The following is a 19,022-nucleotide window of genomic DNA, read 5'->3' on the forward strand; positions in this document are numbered from 1 at the left end:
ACTGAAATACCGGAGACGATCCCCATGTCCAAGAAGCCTTTGCGTTCTTCTCATATCACGCAAGGTGTGGCGCGTGCGCCAAACCGTTCGATGTACTACGCCCTGGGTTACACCGAGGGGGATTTCGGCAAGCCGATGATCGGTATCGCCAACGGCCAGAGCACCATCACGCCCTGCAACAGCGGCCTGCAGCCGCTGGCCGATGCGGCGGCCGAAGCCGTGAAGACGTCCGGCGGCAATCCCCAGGTGTTTGGCGTACCGACGATTTCCGATGGCATGGCAATGGGAACCGAGGGGATGAAATATTCCCTGGTATCGCGCGAGGTCATTGCGGATTGCGTGGAAACCTGTGTACAGGGCCAGTGGATGGATGGGGCGCTGGTCATTGGGGGCTGCGACAAGAACATGCCGGGCGGAATGATGGGCATGTTGCGGGCCAACGTACCGTCCATCTATGTATATGGGGGCACGATCCTGCCGGGCCAATACTGTGGCCAGGATCTCAATATCGTCAGCGTTTTCGAGGCGGTGGGCGAGCATGCCGCGGGCCGCATGTCTGTGGAAAATCTGCACGAGATCGAGACGCACGCGATTCCCTGCAGCGGTTCCTGTGGCGGCATGTACACGGCCAACACCATGAGCTCGGCTTTCGAGGCCATGGGCATGAGCCTGCCGTATTCCTCGACCATGGCCAACGTGCACCAGGAAAAGATCGATTCGGCGGCCGAATCCGCGCGGGTGCTGCTCAAGGCGGTCGAGCTGGATCTGAAGCCGCGCGACATCGTGACGCGCAAGGCCCTCGAAAACGCCGTCGCGGTCATCATGGCGGTCGGGGGATCGACCAATGCGGTCCTGCACTTCCTGGCGATCGCGCATGCGGCCGGGGTGGAATGGACCATCGACGATTTCGAACGCATGCGACGCAAGGTTCCGGTCATTTGCGACCTGAAGCCCAGCGGCAAGTATCTGGTGGTGGATTTCCACAAGGCCGGCGGGATCCCGCAGGTCATGAAGATCCTGTTGAAGGCCGGGCTGCTGCATGGGGATTGCATCACGATCACCGGGCAGACGATCGCCGAAGTGCTGGCCGATGTGCCGGATGCGCCCAGTCCCGACCAGGACGTGATTCATCCCATCGACCGCCCGCTGTACAAGCAGGGCCACCTGGCGATCCTGAAGGGCAATCTGGCCACGCGTGGCGCGGTGGCCAAGATCACTGGTCTGAAGAACCCGGTGATGACGGGCCCCGCGCGGGTCTTCGAGGATGAGCAGTCCGCCATGGATGCCATCCTGGGCGGCAAGATCCACAAGGGCGATGTGATGGTGCTGCGCTATCTGGGCCCCAAGGGCGGTCCGGGCATGCCCGAGATGCTGGCTCCGACCAGCGCGCTGGTCGGCGAAGGCCTGGGCGACTCGGTCGGCTTGATCACCGATGGCCGCTTTTCGGGTGGCACCTGGGGCATGGTGGTCGGCCACGTCGCGCCGGAGGCGGCGACGGGCGGCACGATTGCGCTGGTGGAAGACGGCGATTCCATCACCATCGATGCGCACCAGCAGTTGCTGCAATTGAACGTGCCCGATGATGTGATTGCGAAGCGGCGGGCAGCCTGGAAGGCGCCGGCGCCGCGTTACACGCGCGGTGTGCAGGCGAAGTTCGCGTTCAATTGCTCGGATGCCAGCACGGGGGCCGTACTGGATCGTTTTGAAGACAGAAGCTGATTGCGCGGTCTCGGCGTCGTCCCGGTCCGGGACGATGGCCGCCCGACTGCGTTCCAGGAGATTTCCTTGCTGAATCCCGAACAACAGGCGCTACAGATGCAGATCCGGCTGGCGCTGGATGTGACCGAGGTCTTTGATGCGCGGATCGAGCTCGCGCGCCGCGTGGATTTCCTGGCCGAGATGCTGCATAGCACCCGGGCTCGCGCCCTGGTGCTGGGCATCAGCGGCGGGGTCGACTCGCTCACAGCGGGCTGCCTGTCTCAGCGTGCCGTAGAGCAGGTGCGCAGCCGGGGTGCCGACGTGCGCTTCGTCGCCATGCGTCTCCCCTACGGATCCCAACTGGACGAGGCGGACGCTCAGGCCTGTCTGCAGGTCATCGGGCCCGACGAACTCCTGACCGTGGACGTGAAGCCGGCGGCGGACGCGATGCTGGCGTCCCTCGAAGCGGCTGGTCACGCCTTTCGCGATGACGCCCACCGGGATTTCCTGCATGGCAACATCAAGGCGCGTCAGCGCATGATTGCGCAATATGCCGTAGCCGGCGCTCGCCATGGCCTGGTGATCGGCACCGATCACGCGGCCGAATCGCTGATGGGTTTCTTCACCAAATTCGGCGATGGCGCGGCGGATGTGACGCCGTTGGCCGGCTTGAACAAGCGGCGGGTGCGCGCGCTGGCTCAGCTCATGGGCGCGCCAGACACACTGGTTTACAAGGTCCCGACGGCGGACCTGGAACTGCTCAAACCGCTCAAGCCCGACGAAGACGCCTTTGGCGTGACCTACGAGCAGATCGACGACTTCCTCGAGGGCAGGGACGTACCGCCTGAAGTGTTCGATATCATCGTGGAGACGTGGCGGCGCAGCGCCCACAAGCGCGCATTGCCGGTGGCTCCCTGACGTCCTGCCGGCGCCCTGTGGCGATTGCCGGATTGCCGCCGATAGTGCGGTGGGCGCCGGCCTTGGTGTGGGCTGTGCTCCGCTTTCCCTTTACCGTTCGCCCGCTTGGGCCTGTCCATGCACCTGGGCCACGATGTCGAATGACCGCAGCCGTGCGGCGTGATCGTACATATTGCAGGTGACGATGAGTTCGTCAGGCTGCGTCTTGTCCAGAAAGGCCTGCATCTGCGCGGCTACCGTATCGGGACCGCCGATGGCCGTGCATGACAGGATGTGGTCCAACAGCTGCTGTGCGACGGGCGGCAGCGATTCAGCGTAGCCACGCAAGGGGGGCGGCAGCCGGCTGGGCCGCCCGGTGCGCAGATTGATGAATGACTGTTGCCACGACGTGGCCAGGAAGCGGGCTTCGTCGTCCGTATCGGCTGCAAAGACGTTGTAGCCCAGCATGACGTGCGGTTTGTCCAGATGGCGGGACGGCTTGAAGCGCGCCCGATAGAGCGCGATGGCCTCCATCATCTGGGCCGGAGCGAAGTGCGAGGCGAACGCGTAGGGCAGCCCCAGGTAGGCCGCAAGCTGCGCGCCGAACAGGCTGGAACCGAGAATCCACACCGAGACGTCGGCCCCTGCGCACGGTACGGCCGCCACCGGGCCGCAGCCGTCGAAGTAGTCCATGAGTTCCGATACGTCCCGCGGGAAGGCATCCGGGTCCGACGCCAGCGTGCGCCGCAGGGCGCGGGCAGTCGCCTGGTCCGAGCCGGGCGCCCGGCCCAGGCCCAGGTCGATGCGGCCCGGATAAAGCGCGTCCAGCGTGCCGAATTGTTCGGCGATGACCATGGGCGCATGATTGGGCAGCATGATGCCACCCGCCCCCACACGGATGCTGCGGGTTGCGCCTGCCACGTGGCCGATCAGCACAGAAGTGGCGGCGCTGGCGATGCCCGGCATGCCGTGGTGCTCCGCCATCCAGTAGCGCCGGTAGCCCCATCGCTCGGCGTGCTGGGCCAGATCCACCGAGTGGGCGAAAGATTCACGCGCACTGCCGCCTTCGTTGATGGGCGCCAGATCCAGGACGGAAAAGGGAATGGATGCGCTCATGCGGGGGGCAACGGGAGGTTCATGATGGTTTGCTGCATGAGCGCCACGGATTTACGCTCGCCGGCGTTCAGTGCGTAGACGTCGATCTGCACGACGGTGATCGTGCGCCCGCGCCGGAGGACGCGGCCCACGGCCTCCAGGGATTCGCCCTGAGCGGGCGCCATGAAGTTGATCTTGAATTCCACCGACAACACGGTCTGATCGTCAGGGGTGAGCGTCATGGCGGAAAAGCCGCCCGCGGTGTCGGCGATGGCCGTCGTAGCGCCCGCGTGAAAGTAGCCCAGGTGTTGGGTGACGCCGGGGGAGTAGGGCAGCACGATGGTGACTTCACCCGGCAAGACCTGCGCCAGTTGGGCGCCAAGCTGCTTCATGAGCCCCGAACGGTCGAAGTCCCGTTGGATGCGGGCGTGGAGAGCATCGGTGGGTGTCGGTTCGGCGGTCGTATTCATGGTCTGCAAGTTCCCTGATTCCCGGAGTGAGCCAATCAACATTCAACCACATTCACGGCCAGCCCGCCGCGCGAAGTCTCCTTGTATTTCGATTTCATGTCCGCACCGGTCTGGCGCATGGTTTCGATGACCGTGTCCAGCGATACATGGTGCTTGCCGTCGCCGTGCAGGGCCAGGCGGGATGCGTTGATGGCCTTGTTGCCGCCCATGGCGTTGCGCTCGATACACGGAATCTGGACGAGGCCGCCCACCGGGTCGCAGGTCAGGCCCAGATTGTGTTCCATGCCGATTTCGGCCGCATTTTCGATCTGGGCGACGCTGCCGCCCAGTACTGCGGTGAGGCCGGCTGCCGCCATGGAACAGGCCACGCCGACCTCGCCCTGGCAGCCGACTTCAGCGCCGGAAATCGATGCATTTTCCTTGTACAGAAAGCCGATGGCCGCCGCCGTCAGCAGGAAGTCCACCACGCCGCCTTCCGACCATCCCGGGACGAAGGTGCGGTAGTAGCGCAGTACCGCCGGCAGCAGGCCCGAGGCGCCATTGGTCGGAGCGGTCACTACGCGGCCGCTGGCGGCGTTTTCCTCGTTCACCGCCATGGCGTACAGGTTGACCCAATCCATGGCGAACATCACGTCGTCCGGGTTGGCGGGAAAGGGCGGCGCCATGCGGTCTGATTTGGCCTTCAGCTCGGCGTAGAGGGCGGGGGCGCGGCGCCGGACCTTCAGGCCGCCCGGCAGCGTAGGATCCGGGATGGTGCCTTGCAGGCCGCAACCGCGATCGATTGCATCGTCCATGACCTGCGCAATGTGCAACACCCCGGCTCGCACCTCGGCCTCGGGCCGCAGGACGGATTCGTTGGCCATCACGAGCCGCGCGATGGTCAGTTTGTGCCGCTGGCAAGCGGCCATCAGCTCCGCACCGGAAGAGAACGGGTAGGGCATGGGATCGTGTTCGGGCACGGTTTCGTCGGTCTCCACGCTGTCCAGCGCGCGGATGAATCCGCCGCCGATCGACAGGTAGCGCTCGTCCAGCACCACGCCGTCCAGCGCGCCGTATGCGATGAAGCGCATCCCGTTCGGATGTTCCGGCATGGGCTTCACGCGGCCGGAGAATACGTGCGCGGGGTTGAAGGCGACGGGATGCTTGCGCCAGATCGTGAGGCGGTGATGGTGTTCCACAGCCGTTATCAGGTCGTCGATCGCGGCAGGATCCACCGTGTCGGGGGCTTCGCCCATCAGACCCAGCATGATGCCCATGTCCGTGCGGTGGCCGGCGCCGGTTTCGGCCAGCGACCCGTAGAGATGGATGGACAGGCGCGTGACCCGGTCCAACAGCCCGCGAGTGTCCAGGTTGCGGGCGAAGTTCCTCGCTGCGCGCATGGGACCTACGGTGTGAGAACTGGATGGACCGATGCCGATCTTGAAGATGTCGAAGACTGAAAGCGCCATGATGCGGTCCTGAGCGAGTGCCGTCCGTTTGCATTCTAGTCAGGTGGCCGGATATTGATTGAATGATTACGACATAGACAGGGATTAAGTCACGCTGAAGACATGTGTCTTGGTTTAAGGAATATCGACGAAGATCATGTACCTGAGGTAGCATTAGAATAAACGCGACTTTCTGTCATGATTAAATGAATAAAAACGACACTGACATGCGGATAGGCTTCATCCTTCTCCCTCAGTTCGCGATGGGGGCATTTGCCGCCTTCGCCGATCTGCTGGGCGTGCTGGCCGCCGAGGACCGATCGCCCGCGCGCTGCGCGTGGGAAGTGGTGGCGGATACGCTGATTCCGGTACGCTCGGCAGGCGGGATCCAGGTGGTCCCGACGGATCTCCTGGGCGATCCCCTGCGATTCGACGAGGTGGTCGTGGTGGGCGGTCCCCTGGCGCCGCCGGATGGCTATTCCCGGGAACTGCTGATCTGGCTGCGCCAGGCGGCCCAAGCTGGGCGCTATCTGGCCGGACTATGCAACGGTGTGTACGCATTGGCGGAGGCGGGCGTGCTCGCCGGACACCGCGTCTGTGTGGCGGGCGCGCAATATCGGGAGTTCGTACAACGATTTCCGTCGTTCGCTCCGGAGCAGATCGTGGTCGATCGCCAATCCGTCTTCGACCGCCGCTGCGTGACATGTGCTGGGGGCCTCGCAGTCATGGACGTAGCCGTGCGGATCGCGGATCGCCATCTCCCAAGCGCAGAGGTGCGCCGCGCCTTGCGTCGGCTTCAACTGGAAACCGTCGAGTCGTCCCAGCAGATCCAGCCGCCGCCCACCGACTTGCCCCCGGGGTGTCCGCCCGCCCTGCAGCGGGCTGCGCTGCTGATCGAGCAGTACGCCGGTCATGCGCTCAGCTTGCCCGTTCTGGCCGACAGGGTGGGGATGTCCCCCCGGCAATTGCAGCGTCTATTCAACCAGCACCTGCAAATGACGCCGCAGGCCTATGCACGTCATGTTCGATTGCGCCAGGCCGAGTGGATGCTGGCGCATACCGACAAGAGTATCGCCATGATCGCCTCGGACTGCGGCTTTGCCGATGCCGCTCACATGGGCCGTACGTTCCGCAGCGCACATGATGTGGCGCCTGGGCTCTGGCGCCGCCGGGCGGCTGCGGCCAAAAACACCGTATAATGGCGGTCCATTTCCGGGGCGACGATCTGTCGTCTCGACCCCGCCCGGGTGGTGAAATTGGTAGACGCAGGGGACTCAAAATCCCCCGCCGCAAGGCGTGCCGGTTCGATTCCGGCCCCGGGCACCACTAGTATTCATGCGGTTCTTCAACCACCCTCTGACTTTTTAGCTCCGACCTGATTTTGATTGAGGTCAGTATAAGGTCAGTTTTAGTGACAAGCGCTGGACGGTGGCTCTATCGCTTTAGTTCGCAATTTTCAGGGGTGCGATCAGCCCATATTCTCTTAACCTGGGCTTTGCTGTATCCGCTCATCTCCGCAGTTTTGGCAATGCTCTGGCCTGCTGCGCGCAACACCAGCACCTGCGATCGGCGTCTGGCGTCGGGTTGCCGACCTCGGTAACGGCCATGGCTCCTTGCAAGCTCAATCCCTTGGCGCTGCCGCTCTCTGCGGGTCTCGTAATCCTCGCGAGCCATCTGAAGCGCGAGCCGTAGCAGAAGCTCTTGCACAGACTCAAGGACGATGCGGGCAACCCCCTCCGATCCTGCTGCCAGCTCTGAAAGGTCCACCACCCCAGGGACTGCAAGGCGCGCGCCCTTCTCGCGGATCGACTCCACCAGGCGCTGCGCCTCTGCAAGCGGAAGACGGCTGAGGCGGTCGATTTTCTCGGCGACCACTACCTCGCCAGGCTGCAAGTCGGTGATGAGCCGCAAAAGTTCGGGGCGGTCAGCGCGGGCGCCCGAGGCTTTTTCACGGTAGACACCAGCAACGTAGTAGCCAGCTGCCTTTGTCTGATCCACGATGGCCTCCTGCCGCAGCAGGTCTTGCTGGTCAGTACTAACCCGTAGGTAGACGCGAGCGATCCTGGGGTGCGTTGGTGCTGCTGATGTTTGCCGTTCGTCCATAGGGCTCCTTTGGGTATACGCAAATGCGCCGCGTTCTATGGGATGGCTCATTTGCAGGGTTCAGGGCTCATATGCGCCCGGCGCATCGAGGGGACCTCAATGAGCCTCCTTGTATAGCGCCGGGCGCAGGCCAGGGCCTACCAGTCGTAGCTGTCGTCATCCGGGTAGGGTGAGGACCAGGGGTTGATGGCCCCCCAGGGGTTTCCGCCCACATCCACACCGCCAATACCGCCTGTCATAGGCAAACCGCTCGCCGGGTTGATTTCGTACATATGTATCTCCTGTAAGGTAGTGCCCCTCGAATGCCGAGAGGGCACAGGCTAGCTGGGTGGTGCCGGGGAAGGCAGCTGCTTTCCTGGCCCGGGCGCAGAAGACGCCTGTCGTCCTCACCTTGCTGTCCATGGCGCCTAGGCGCCCAGGGCATAAAGCCTGGCGCGCAAGGGCGCCGGCGAGGCCGCAGCCCGTAGGGACCGGGCGAGTCGGCGTGCGCAGCATTTACCCTTGAGCGCCAGGCTGACCTGGGCGAGGATCACTACAAATGGACAGCGAGGTGAGGACGATGGCAGACTCCTCGTCGAGGGGAGTCATCTTCCGTGCCAGTGAATCGCCCCGGAATTCCTAGATACCCGCATGCCTCATAATGAGGCGTTGAGGAGTCATCATGAGTACGAAGGCCATGCAGAAGCGATTTTCCGAGGAATTCAAGGTCGAGGCCGTGCGCCAGACGACGGAACGCGGTCACAAGGTCGCGGATGTTGCGGCCCGCCTGGGAGTCAGCACCTGGAGCTTGTATCAGTGGCGCAAGCAGTACGGAAGCCAGCGCGTTGAATACCGATCAGGCCGCCGAGAACCGGCGTCTGAAGGCGGAGCTGCGGCGGGTGACCGAGGAGCGCGACATCTTAAAAAAAGCCGCGGCGTACTTCGCGAAGCAGTCCCAGTGAAGTACGCCTTTGTTTGCGACCACACGACGGTCTTTCCGGTGCGGCGCATGTGCTCAGTGCTCGGTATCCATCCCAGTGGCTACTACGCTTGGCGCCGTTCTCCGCACAGCGCTCGCGCCCTGGAGGATCGACGACTCGTGGGGCTCATCCGCCAGAGCTGGCACGACAGCGGTCAAGTCTACGGCTACCGTAAGGTCACCCACGATCTGCGGGATCTGGGTGAGCGCTGTGGCAAACACCGGGTGGCACGGCTCATGCGGGAGAACCACCTGCGCTCCCAAACGGGTTACAAGCGTCGGCCGGGGCATCGAGGCGGGCGCCCCAGCCTTGTGGCTGAGAACCTCTTGCAGCAACAGTTTGACGTGGCCGGGCCCGATCAGGCGTGGGTGACCGACATCACCTACATCCGCACCCATGAGGGATGGCTGTATCTGGCCGTGGTGCTGGACCTGTTTGCCCGCACCGTGGTGGGCTGGTCCATGAGCAGTCGTATCGACGCAGATTTGGTGCTCAACGCCTTGCTGGCGGCCGTCTGGCGCCGTCGACCAAAGGCCGAAGTCATCATCCACAGCGACCAGGGCAGTCAGTTCGGCAGCCACGATTGGCGCGACTTCCTGAAGACCCATCGACTCAAACCCAGTATGAGCCGCCGGGGTAATTGCCATGACAACGCCGTGGCCGAGAGCTTCTTCCAGCTGCTCAAGCGCGAGCGCATTCGCCGCCGCGTCTACGCCACCCGCGAACAGGCCAGAGCGGATATCTTTGACTACATCGAGATGTTCTACAACCCGAGGCGGCGTCACAGCCATGCCGGCGATTGTTCACCGGTAGAATTCGAGAATCAGCACTTTTTGAAAACCGGGACCGTCTAGAAAACCCGGGGCGATTCACAGTCAACCACGTTCGGAGTCACCAGACTCGAAATCACTAGGCTCAAAGTCAGGCTCGTTGTAGTCACCCCCCACGCCAGAGTCATTACGATCGGAGTCAATTGCGAGGCTCATGCCCTTGGTCCTTCCCGGCGTGATGGTGAGCCAGTCACGCAGCGTGAGTGGCGGATCTTCGTAGATGCGCTGTCGGCGCAGATAGGGAAGCTGAGTAAATGGGAGAGTCAGACCGCTGCGCTTGCGTGCGAGCTTGTGTGCTTCGTGATTGAGCTTCATGATTTGACCGCGCACCCCGCCAAACATCGGCATTGAGCCGTTGATGGAAATGAGATTGGCGACGGAGCCGGAATCACGCTCACGGCCGACCTGGGAGATCTGCGCTTCCAGCTCCCGGTAGCGCGCCGGAGCGATACGCCAGGTCCATGTAGATCCGCTGACCTTGGGTAGGCGCTTCTCTTGATAGAGCAATTCGTAGTGCAGAAATGTAAGGTGCTGGCCTTTCAGTCGCATGTCACGCACTACCCCGAGGTCGGAGGCATCTTCATCCGCGAGCCCACCCTTGCCATGCGTGGAAACCAGTACCCAATAGGCCGAATCAACCCCCAAAGGGATTACAACCAGGTGCACGGATGCGCGGTGGCGTTTGCGATCATAGGCGCGTCCTGGCGCGTCGCGCAGGATGGGGAAGCTGGCGACAATTTTCGGGACGAAGCGCGCGAGCTTTTCGCGCGTGATCGTGCCCGCGATCCAGTGGACGTGGCCGCTCGCAGCCAAAAGCTGCAGCAGTTGCATGCCAGCAGTGCGCGAACGCGGGATTTGCAAGGTTTTCATGCCAGGGTATAGCACGCAGGCGAGACCTTTAATCCAAGAGGCCGCTCGATTTGCGGGAGCCTTTCTGCCCTTCAAAAGGAGCCCTTTGCGGCATGTGATGAGAGGCGCCTTACATCGAATAAATGAACTGGGAGAAAACAGCGCGCGAAATGGCCCAGGCGTTGTCTTGGCGGGAGCTATACAGCGCAGGAACCCATCAAACAGGAGACAAATTTTCACACCAGAGGCGCCAACCTCACCTGCATCATCATCACGATCATGCAAAGGGGGGCGCCAACCCCTCTTCGCACATTCTGGGGCGGTGCCCCGAGGCTTCTTTTGCCGGAGGCCGAGTTCTGTGGCGCCCGATGCTCGTAATGGAGCTCGTCGGGTGCGAGGGGGAGGCGGCGGGCTAATCTCGGGGATGTCCCCGAAGCAATCCCGCTGCTTTATCCCATGAAAACTACCGGTGCGAACACGAAACGGGCCTTGGAAAGAAATAGCCGAGTGGCCCTGCTCATTAGAAAAATGGGTGTAAGTCCCATCCCAGGGACGCAGGGAACTGCGTAACTGGTGCTCGACAGGATGGCTGCGTTATCGCACACCGCGAGGTGTGCCTCGGGAGGATGGTGCAAGTGCACCAGACCTCTCGGGCGAGCGCGTCGGTGACCGCGGGTAGCACCGTGGAGGCCGCGCGCCGCGCTGAGAGCTTAAACCTGTAACTGCGCCGAGTCCCGGTGCAGTCGAGAAAGTTGGAAAGCCACAGAGGGCCTACAGTGCCTGCGATTATGTGGAAGCCAGAGGGCTCACAACAGCATTGAAAAGTAAGCGACGGACTTCTCCCGGTTCTCCGCGCTGAAATACGGTAACCAGCCCGTTTGCTGATGCCTTCTGGTGAGCATGTGGCGCTCTCCAATGCACGAAACATGATGAGCTAAGTGGCGCAAAATGCTCTGGGAGGGTCGGTGGGATGGCACCCATCGGCACGCAGCTCACGACTGCGAAAATCCCGACAGAGTATGAGCGAGCTGCTTCGGCGGTGAAGCTGGGCCGAAAACCTAGTGGAGCTGTGGCAGCGACAGAACGAAAAGAGTGATTCCGTGATGATGAAAAAGCCCGCGCGCGTTGGCGCGTGCGCGGTGCCGGCCGTTCGCTTTGGCGAGCGACGGCCTCATAGGCGTTGATCTCGGGTGCGTCTGTGGCGACCCGGCAAGGATTTGACCCGTAAACAGATGGAGGGAATGAACTGTTTAGCCCTTGAGCCTGTGCTCAAGACCAATGTTTTCTCTGCCGGGCGCCACTCTGGTGCCCGGCTTCTTCCTTTAAAAAGGGGCCTTTCGCCCCTTTGGCCGCACGCCTGCCCCGCGCGAGGCCTTGTGGTCGGTAAGGGTGCGTCGAGCGGGCGAGCCGCTACGCCCTGTGGGCCTCGTCGCGATCCACACGCCACCGGCAGCAATCAGACCAGGGATGACCAGCAATCCAAGAATGCTCACGACCCTTCCTCCAAGTACACCGCCATCGTACCTGAGGTCCGCGTATGACGGCGAACGTGTCTGCCATGTCCTTCATGTTCACGCTCCGCATCTCCCGGCGTGCGGTCGGATAGAATCGTCATAGCATTTGCAACACTTTGAAATCTGGAACTGGAGCCCCCAATGCCGTTGTCGTGGAACGAAATCCGAACGCGTGCCATGCGCTTTTCCAAGCAGTGGGCGGATGCGAGCTACGAAAACGGCGAGGCCAAGCCGTTTCTGATCGACTTCTTCGAAGTTTTCGGGATCACCGACCGGCGGGTGGCGTCCTTCGAGTATGCCGTGAAGAAGTACGGCGGCGGGCAGGGTTTTGTGGACCTCTTCTGGCGCGGCGTCTTGCTGGTCGAGATGAAGTCGCGTGGCAAGGACCTGGACCGCGCCCACACCCAGGCTATGGACTACTTTCCAGGCATTGCCGAGCGCGACCTGCCGCGCTATGTGATGGTGTGCGATTTCGCGCGGTTCCGGCTGTACGACCTGGAAGAGGGCAGTGAGCAGGAATTTCGGCTTGAAGAGCTGCACAAGTTCGTACGCGCATTTGGCTTCATCGCCGGCTACCAGACCCAAGTCATCAAGCCTCAGGACCCCATCAACATCAAGGCGGCCGAGCGCATGGGGCGGCTCCACGATCAGCTCAAGGCGGTCGGTTACACGGGGCGCCCGCTGGAACAATATCTTGTGCGCCTGCTGTTTTGCCTTTTTGCCGACGACACGGCGATCTTCGAGAAGGGTGCCTTCCAAGATTTTCTGGAGCAACGTACATCCGAAGATGGCTCCGACCTGGCTGCGCAGCTGGCGTCCCTGTTCTTCGTGCTAAACACGCCACCCGAATCACGGCTGAAGATTCTTGACGAGCAGCTCGCCGCCTTCCCCTATGTAAACGGCAAGCTCTTCGCAGACACGCTGCCACCAGCGGCCTTCGATTCAAGCATGCGCGAGAGCCTGCTGGATCTTTGTGGCCTGGACTGGAGCCGCATTTCGCCAGCGATTTTCGGGTCGCTTTTCCAGTCCATCATGGATGACCAGGCGCGGCGCAACCTGGGGGCGCATTACACCAGCGAAGAGAACATCCTCAAGCTCATCAAACCCTTGTTCCTGGACGCGCTCTGGGCTGAGTTCGAGAAGGTGAAGCGCAACCGTAACCGGCTGTTCGACTTTCACAAGAAACTGCGCAGACTGCACTTTTTCGACCCCGCCTGCGGCTGCGGAAATTTCTTGGTCATCACTTACCGCGAGTTGCGCTTGCTGGAACTTGAGGTGCTGCGGGCGGCGCACACCGATCACCAGATGGCGCTCGACGTCCATCAATTGATCTTCCTGGACGTTGATCAATTTTTCGGCATCGAGATTGAAGAGTTCCCGGTGCAGATCGCGCAAGTGGCGCTGTGGCTCACCGACCACCAGATGAACATGCGCGTGAGCGAAGAATTCGGCATGTACTTTGCGCGCATCCCCCTGCGGCACAGCGCCACCATCGTGCACGGGAATTCACTACAGCTGGACTGGGAGCACGTCTTGCCCGCGCAGTCCTGCGACTACCTGCTCGGGAACCCGCCGTTCGTGGGCGCCAAGTACATGGACGACGGCCAGCGGCAGGACGCCCACGCCGTCTTCACGGGCATTGAAAGCGCGGGCCTGCTGGACTTTGTTGCGGCCTGGTATGTGAAGGCTGCCCGCTACATGGCACCCCACCCATCCATCCGAGCGGGGCTGGTCTCGACGAACAGCATCACGCAAGGTGAGCAGGTGGGTGTGTTGTGGGGCTGGATGCTGCCTCAAGGGATCAAAATCCACTTCGCCCATCGCACCTTTGCCTGGAGCAACGAGGCCCGAGGCAATGCGGCCGTGCACTGCGTCATCGTGGGTTTCGGTCTGGAAGACGTTGCCGACAAAGTTATCTTTGAATATGAGCACCTTCGCGGCGAGCCGCAGGCCATCAAGGCAAAGAACATCAACCCGTATCTGGTCGATGCAGCAGACGTCATCTTCGCGCGCAGGTCAAAACCGCTGTGTGACGTGCCCGAAATCGGTATTGGTAGCCAGCCGATAGACGACGGTAACTTTTTGTTCACAGGAGAGGAGCGCGATGCCTTCATCGCCATCGAGCCCGCGAGTGCGCCCTTTTTCCACAGGTGGCTCGGCTCAGTTGAGTTTCTGAATGGCTACGAGCGCTGGTGCCTGTGGCTTGGCGACTGCACTCCAGCACAATTACGAGCCATGCCAGAGGTTCTGAAACGCGTGCAGGCGGTCAGAGAATTCCGCTCTCGAAGTAGGCGGGCACAGACAGTGAGAGCGGCAGCAACGCCAACGCGGTTCGGGACGGAATTGATACCGCATCAACCATACATTCTGCTACCCAAGGTTTCGTCCGAGCGGAGACGACTTATCCCCCTTGGATTCGAGCAGCCGAGTACATTCTGCAGCGACCTCGTATTTATGCTCGCTAACGGGTCGCTTTATCACTTCGGCGTCCTGACCTCGACCATGCACAACGCCTGGACGCGTACCGTGTGTGGTCGGCTCAAGAGCGATTACCGCTACTCCGCCGCAGTCGTGTACAACAATTTTCCGTGGCCCACGTCCACGGACAAGCAACGAGACGCCATTCAGACTGCCGCGCAAGGGGTGCTGGATGCGCGCGCAGCGCATCCCGGCTCCAGCTTGGCTGACCTGTATGATCCGCTCGCCATGCCGCCCGATCTCGTGCGTGCCCATCAGAGGCTGGATCGTGCCGTGGATGCTGCCTATGGCTACAAAGGAGCATCCAGCGACTCGGGGCGCATCGCCCACCTCATTACGCTGTACCAGAAGCTCACGGCAGCGTTGATTGCCCCGCAGCCCAAGCGACGGCCACGCCGCAGGCACCAGGGAGAAGATGTGGCAGCGCCCGACGCACCCTAGGAGTACGATCCCGAGACGAACGACACGAGGCATCTATGGCTGCAAGCACACGAGAGCGACTGGCGCAGCTTACGCAGGATCTGCGCACCGTACGCATTGACCGCGCCATGGCCGCTGCAAGGTCATGGCTGGATGGTGCGACCAGCGCGGATCTTACGGACCTCCTTGCCCAGTGTCCAAGGCGGATGCGGCCCAGGGTTGTCTCCCTATTCTCAGCCCTACTCACTGGAGTGCCCGCCATCCTTGGCACCCCGGTTCTGGTTCACGCGACCTGCACGACAACGCAGGGGCTCGAGGGGTCCCTCGCGCACGATGCCGGGTACGTCCTTCCGAGCGAGCTGCTGCTGCCTGGTCCGCGTGCGGATCTTACTCCCCCAAGGGAAGGCTTGGACTTCCTGGGCTGGGCACGCAGTCATCTGCAGCCAAGCGAGGTTCCGTCCCAGCGGCTCGATCCTTACGCCTCGGTGGCGTGGGGTACGACTGAGGCCGTTGTCGCCCTATTTTCGTACCACCTTGAGCCAGGTCTGCCTGCGGAGGCGGCGCCTACGCTGCCCATTGGGTGGTGGGCCGAAGTGATTTTGCCCGAGCTGGAAGTTGCGGCTATATCGCTTTCCGACGGACCGCTTCTGCCTTACCCCGAGGCGATCGAGGTCGGCTTGGCACTGAGCGCCAGCTTGAGGGGTGACGTTACCCATTCGACGTTCCCAGCCTTCTTCGCTTCCGAGGCGACGATTGCTGCATGGCGCCAGCGTGCCCTCGTCTTCGATGCAGGCTGTTGAGTCCTCGGACGCAACAAGCCCCCGTTGCGCGCCGCACTACCCCACTGGATGGCCCATACCGGAGCATCCCTTGCCCCATCGCCCACGCATGGCACCACTCACCGCGCCCTTGTGCACAGAAATGGATGCGTCGGCCTGTGGGGCCATCCAGGGTGAGTTCGTGCAACAGCCATCTGAAATCGCCATCTCGCGAACGCCAGTATCCGCCTGGGGCGTAGGGCCGTTGGACGCAGAAACCGGGGGAAGCCCATCAGGAACTTATTACTCCTAGCCGGAATGGGGCTTCCCAGCTCGGGAGGGAACTCTTGAGTATGCAGCGTCCCTTCCGCCAGACGTATGGGCTTTCATAGAGCACGCCGGTCTCAATGTGCACCCATCCAGCGCCCACGATCCGATTCGCATGCTCCCCGCGCGGGATATGGCGCAGCAGCCAGCGTGGCCAGCCCGCGCGTGCGACTGCGAGCTTCCCCACGTCGTCAAGGCCGCCGCAGCCATACAGCCGGCTGCCTTTCGGAAATGTCGCCCGTGTGGCCTTGGTCATGTAAGTCGTCCAATCGTTCGGGCGCCTGCAGCGCTCGTGCCAAGTAGATCCGTGGGCCCACCATTTGGCGAGACGCTCGCGCAGCGGAAAGCCCCGGGGCACCCAGAGGAGTAGGTGGTAGTGGAGAACGCCTGTCGTCACAACGTCGTCTTTCACCTCGCCCACGCCACCGCGATCCAGAACCCACAGATATGGCAAGGGGATTTTCAGGGTAGGGTGGGAGCGCCTCACATGGGCGAAAAGGGCCGCGCGAAATTTGCTCAGGTCCTTCGACGTGTAGGTCTCGCCTGCGCGGTAAGTCAGCGTGACGCAAACCGCCTCCAGCCCGAGTTCGCGTGCAATGCGTCGCTGTTCCCTGAGCGCAGCTTTCAGCCTTCGCCTTGCTGCGGGTCGGCTGCGCGGCTTTGGCCGCAACCGTGCGTGGTGTCCGCCTTTTTCCGCTGGTGCAGGCGCGAGAGAATCGCTTGATCCAGCAAGAGGCTCCACGGAGCCTTTGGCGCCCGGACCAGGGAAAGAGGTGGTGCGTTCTCCGCCAGTCGTAACACTTGTTGTGATCTTATTGACAAGTTCCGCAGGGTCCATGGGAACCCGGTCGCGCTCATGCGAGATCACCGCAGCACCGTTGGGGGCCGGGACTGCGACGTATACAGGTGCGACAGGTTCGTCCGCAAGAGCTACGGGCGAGGCAACGATGTGACCCTGGCCTTTATGGGAGGGAGATTTTGGGGGGGCGGGGTGGTTCACGACACAGACTCCATCTGTGCCGCAAAATCAGCTATTTATTAATTAATTCCCTGGTACTACAGCGCTACGCACAATATGACCTCCGCTGACATGCGGCGGATTGACGCGATGCCTACGCTCTGTGCGGGCACCGTGCTCACGTTCTAGTGGATTGTTGACTCGTTGCGGTTTTCCCGGAGGCAGGGATCGTAGAGGGAGCCAATGCCCCACTCTTCTGGTGGAAAGCCAGGTTCTCCGCGAAGCGCGCGCGCGACGCCTGCGTGCCAGAACGTTCTGCGTCCATGGCGTACGGGTTGTGGATATCCGCCAGCCCTTTTCAGGCCACGGTACCAGCTGGCGGGGCTGATACGCGTGTGATGAAGCAAGGTAGGTAGGTCCAGTAGGGCGTACGGGTCCTCCGGTAATTGGTCCAGGGCGGTGGGGGCTTGAGTGGTCATTGTTCTGTTTCCTGCCTCGGAAAGGACCGTGGCGTTCCACCTCGTCAACACGACTTGGTGAAAGGTATAGCTCACGGTCCTCAGAACGGTGTTTTTGTGCTGTGGGAGGGTTTATGGGGGCTACCCAGGGGTCCGCAGTGATGCTAAATATTTCTAAATGAATCGTTATATTACATTATTCTTAATTAATGGCTTGGGAAAGGATGATGTTGGCGAGACTGATGGTGGTAGCGGTCGGCCGCCTCACAAGAGGCGTTGCGCCTCTTGCGTGCATTACTGCGGTGCGTCAGTTTCCTTGAAAACCTCGCCCATTCCTGCGAGATTCATCGCCGTGGGCGCGAGCAAATCCTGGTCGGCTGAGCGTGAGCGAGCCTCCTCTGCCTGACTTACGGAGTAGAGGAGGTAGTTGAGCACATAACGTTTTGGCGCTCGCCACTCGGCCCCGTTGTAGTGCTGGCGCTCTGTGTCGGTTAGCCCATGGGACTGCAGAGCATCACGAAGTTCCTTGCTCACCAAGGCTTCAGATAGAAGCGTTGCGGCTCCAGATCGGACTCGCTTGAGCTGAAAGCCTTGAATGGTCCGTGTTTCGGGTGCGCTGGCCACCAAATCCTTTGCCCAGGTCGCCAGCGTACGCGGACTCATGGGTGTACGTCCCAGGTCGGTGCTGAAAATGTAGGGTCCGTTCGTGCATGCCGTCTGCATGACGGGCTGGAGTAGTTGAGCGACGTTCGGGAGCAGAGGTAGGTGGTATGGGTCGGCTTCGTCTCTACGTCCTTTTGCGTCGAACAGCGTGAGTTCGCCAAGTTCGAGATCGACGTCTTCAACTTTGAGTCTTACAAGCTGTGCCGGCCTGGCCCCGCATAGGAGAAGGTGGATTTTTAGCGGTCCGGAGCGGCTGGTATCTGGGGACTCACTCAGGATTCGCCAGTAACGGCGCATCTCCGCGAGCTTGAGGGGGGATTTGTCGGCGCGACTTTTTCCTTCGTTTTCCATGCCGGCCAGTGGGTTCGTCTTCACGTGGAAGGCACCGAAGGCTTCGCTGCCGGTGACGCTGGTGCTGGCATCCATTGCACGCTTGTAAGCTGCATGCAGGTAGGCGTGCAACTTACCCATCTGGCGCCTGCTACCGGCCTTGTGCACGCGGCCGAGAATCCGCAGGATATCCTCGGAATTGACCTCGCGAGCCGGTTTTGCTGTGAGCTCAGGCCAAGGCGATTTGACGTGGGTTTTCAGAATTTTGCCGACCTCTGCCCATGACAATCTTCCGCTTGCCTTCAAGTGCTCCACATAGGCGTCACACAACTTCCCGAGGGTCTGCTTTGCTGCTTCGCGTTCCAGCTCGTGGGCGGCCTGTTCTGCTATCTTGCGGTCCCTGGCCGCCGGCCTGCCTCCTGTGGGTTTCTGGCGAAGATGGTCTTTGGCCCAGCCGCGAGCTTTTTCGAAGGCCGCGCTGATTGTCAGGAGGCCTCCGGCTTCGTCGGATGGGCTCGTGCGGTTCTGCACGAGAGATGGGTCCCATGTGCCTAGACCTTCGCGGTGGGTCTTTCCCTTGTAGGTGTAGCGCATGTAGAACTGCACCGTGCCCTTTTTGCGCGCGTGTGCTTGGAGAGATCCTGCGGGCAGTTTAGTAAGGGTGACGTAGCCATCTTCGACCTTCAGAGCTTTGAGGTCTTTGGATGAGGGGAGCGCGTTGGCGGCAGCTGATCTACTCATGGCTTTAGAAAAAGGTCAGAGAAAGGTCAGTTTACACTGAGAGCCTA

At 61.7% G+C, this 19,022-nt stretch carries 13 protein-coding genes and 1 tRNA gene; 6 read left to right on the top strand and 8 right to left on the bottom strand.

Features of this window, described 5'->3' with window-relative positions; all coding sequences use genetic code 11:
• The first annotated feature begins 24 nt into the window (after window positions 1-24).
• Both ilvD and nadE read left to right on the top strand, forming a co-directional pair.
• The gene (ilvD, locus tag ACVCMJ_RS14505; RefSeq protein ID WP_447082102.1) at window positions 25-1,719 is read left to right on the top strand and encodes a dihydroxy-acid dehydratase; all 1,695 of its coding nucleotides are present in this window, start codon (window positions 25-27) and stop codon (window positions 1,717-1,719) included.
• A 96-nt stretch (window positions 1,720-1,815) separates the two neighbouring features.
• Window positions 1,816-2,616, top strand: coding sequence for an ammonia-dependent NAD(+) synthetase (gene nadE, locus ACVCMJ_RS14510; protein ID WP_447082607.1), 801 nt, complete (start codon window positions 1,816-1,818; stop codon window positions 2,614-2,616).
• A 90-nt stretch (window positions 2,617-2,706) separates the two neighbouring features.
• Here the strand turns inward: nadE and ACVCMJ_RS14515 are convergent, their stop codons facing one another.
• The 3 genes from ACVCMJ_RS14515 to ACVCMJ_RS14525 are packed head-to-tail and all read right to left on the bottom strand — an operon-like array spanning window position 2,707 to window position 5,608.
• Window positions 2,707-3,711, bottom strand: coding sequence for an LLM class flavin-dependent oxidoreductase (locus ACVCMJ_RS14515; RefSeq protein ID WP_447082103.1), 1,005 nt, complete (start codon window positions 3,709-3,711; stop codon window positions 2,707-2,709).
• On the bottom strand, window positions 3,708-4,160 hold the full coding sequence (locus ACVCMJ_RS14520) for a PaaI family thioesterase (protein ID WP_447082104.1): 453 nt from the start codon (window positions 4,158-4,160) through the stop codon (window positions 3,708-3,710). The genes ACVCMJ_RS14515 and ACVCMJ_RS14520 overlap by 4 nt, the downstream gene beginning before the upstream one ends.
• Before the next feature lie 35 nt (window positions 4,161-4,195).
• Window positions 4,196-5,608, bottom strand: coding sequence for an L-serine ammonia-lyase (locus ACVCMJ_RS14525; protein ID WP_447082105.1), 1,413 nt, complete (start codon window positions 5,606-5,608; stop codon window positions 4,196-4,198).
• 206 nt (window positions 5,609-5,814) lie between these two features.
• On the opposite strand from ACVCMJ_RS14525, the gene ACVCMJ_RS14530 reads away from it, so the two are divergent.
• Both ACVCMJ_RS14530 and ACVCMJ_RS14535 read left to right on the top strand, forming a co-directional pair.
• Window positions 5,815-6,786: a GlxA family transcriptional regulator gene (locus ACVCMJ_RS14530; protein ID WP_447082741.1), complete on the top strand. Its 972-nt coding sequence runs from the start codon at window positions 5,815-5,817 to the stop codon at window positions 6,784-6,786.
• Between the two features lie 42 nt (window positions 6,787-6,828).
• Window positions 6,829-6,913, top strand: a tRNA-Leu gene (locus tag ACVCMJ_RS14535).
• Window positions 6,914-7,021: 108 nt separating this feature from the next.
• On the opposite strand, the gene ACVCMJ_RS14540 is transcribed toward ACVCMJ_RS14535, so the two are convergent.
• On the bottom strand, window positions 7,022-7,690 hold the full coding sequence (locus ACVCMJ_RS14540) for a recombinase family protein (protein WP_447082107.1): 669 nt from the start codon (window positions 7,688-7,690) through the stop codon (window positions 7,022-7,024).
• Between the two features lie 137 nt (window positions 7,691-7,827).
• Complete coding sequence (locus ACVCMJ_RS14545) at window positions 7,828-7,962, bottom strand: peptidase (RefSeq protein WP_447082108.1); 135 nt, start codon at window positions 7,960-7,962, stop codon at window positions 7,828-7,830.
• 389 nt (window positions 7,963-8,351) lie between these two features.
• On the opposite strand from ACVCMJ_RS14545, the gene ACVCMJ_RS14550 reads away from it, so the two are divergent.
• A complete protein-coding gene (locus ACVCMJ_RS14550; protein ID WP_447082109.1) occupies window positions 8,352-9,503 on the top strand; it encodes an IS3 family transposase in 1,152 nt (383 codons plus the stop codon).
• Window positions 9,504-9,524: 21 nt separating this feature from the next.
• Here the strand turns inward: ACVCMJ_RS14550 and ACVCMJ_RS14555 are convergent, their stop codons facing one another.
• Window positions 9,525-10,349 (bottom strand): hypothetical protein, encoded by an 825-nt coding sequence (locus ACVCMJ_RS14555; protein ID WP_447082110.1) that lies wholly within the window; start codon window positions 10,347-10,349, stop codon window positions 9,525-9,527.
• Between the two features lie 1,670 nt (window positions 10,350-12,019).
• Between ACVCMJ_RS14555 and ACVCMJ_RS14560 the strand changes: the two genes are divergently transcribed.
• Window positions 12,020-14,761 (top strand): class I SAM-dependent DNA methyltransferase, encoded by a 2,742-nt coding sequence (locus ACVCMJ_RS14560; protein WP_447082111.1) that lies wholly within the window; start codon window positions 12,020-12,022, stop codon window positions 14,759-14,761.
• 1,029 nt (window positions 14,762-15,790) lie between these two features.
• Here the strand turns inward: ACVCMJ_RS14560 and ACVCMJ_RS14565 are convergent.
• Together ACVCMJ_RS14565 and ACVCMJ_RS14570 are read right to left on the bottom strand one after the other, a co-directional pair.
• The gene (locus tag ACVCMJ_RS14565; RefSeq protein ID WP_447082112.1) at window positions 15,791-16,663 is read right to left on the bottom strand and encodes a rolling circle replication-associated protein; all 873 of its coding nucleotides are present in this window, start codon (window positions 16,661-16,663) and stop codon (window positions 15,791-15,793) included.
• An 872-nt stretch (window positions 16,664-17,535) separates the two neighbouring features.
• A complete protein-coding gene (locus tag ACVCMJ_RS14570; RefSeq protein WP_447082113.1) occupies window positions 17,536-18,828 on the bottom strand; it encodes a tyrosine-type recombinase/integrase in 1,293 nt (430 codons plus the stop codon).
• Window positions 18,829-19,022: the final 194 nt, after the last annotated feature.

It is taken from the genome of Castellaniella sp. UC4447_H14, from assembly GCF_052978285.1.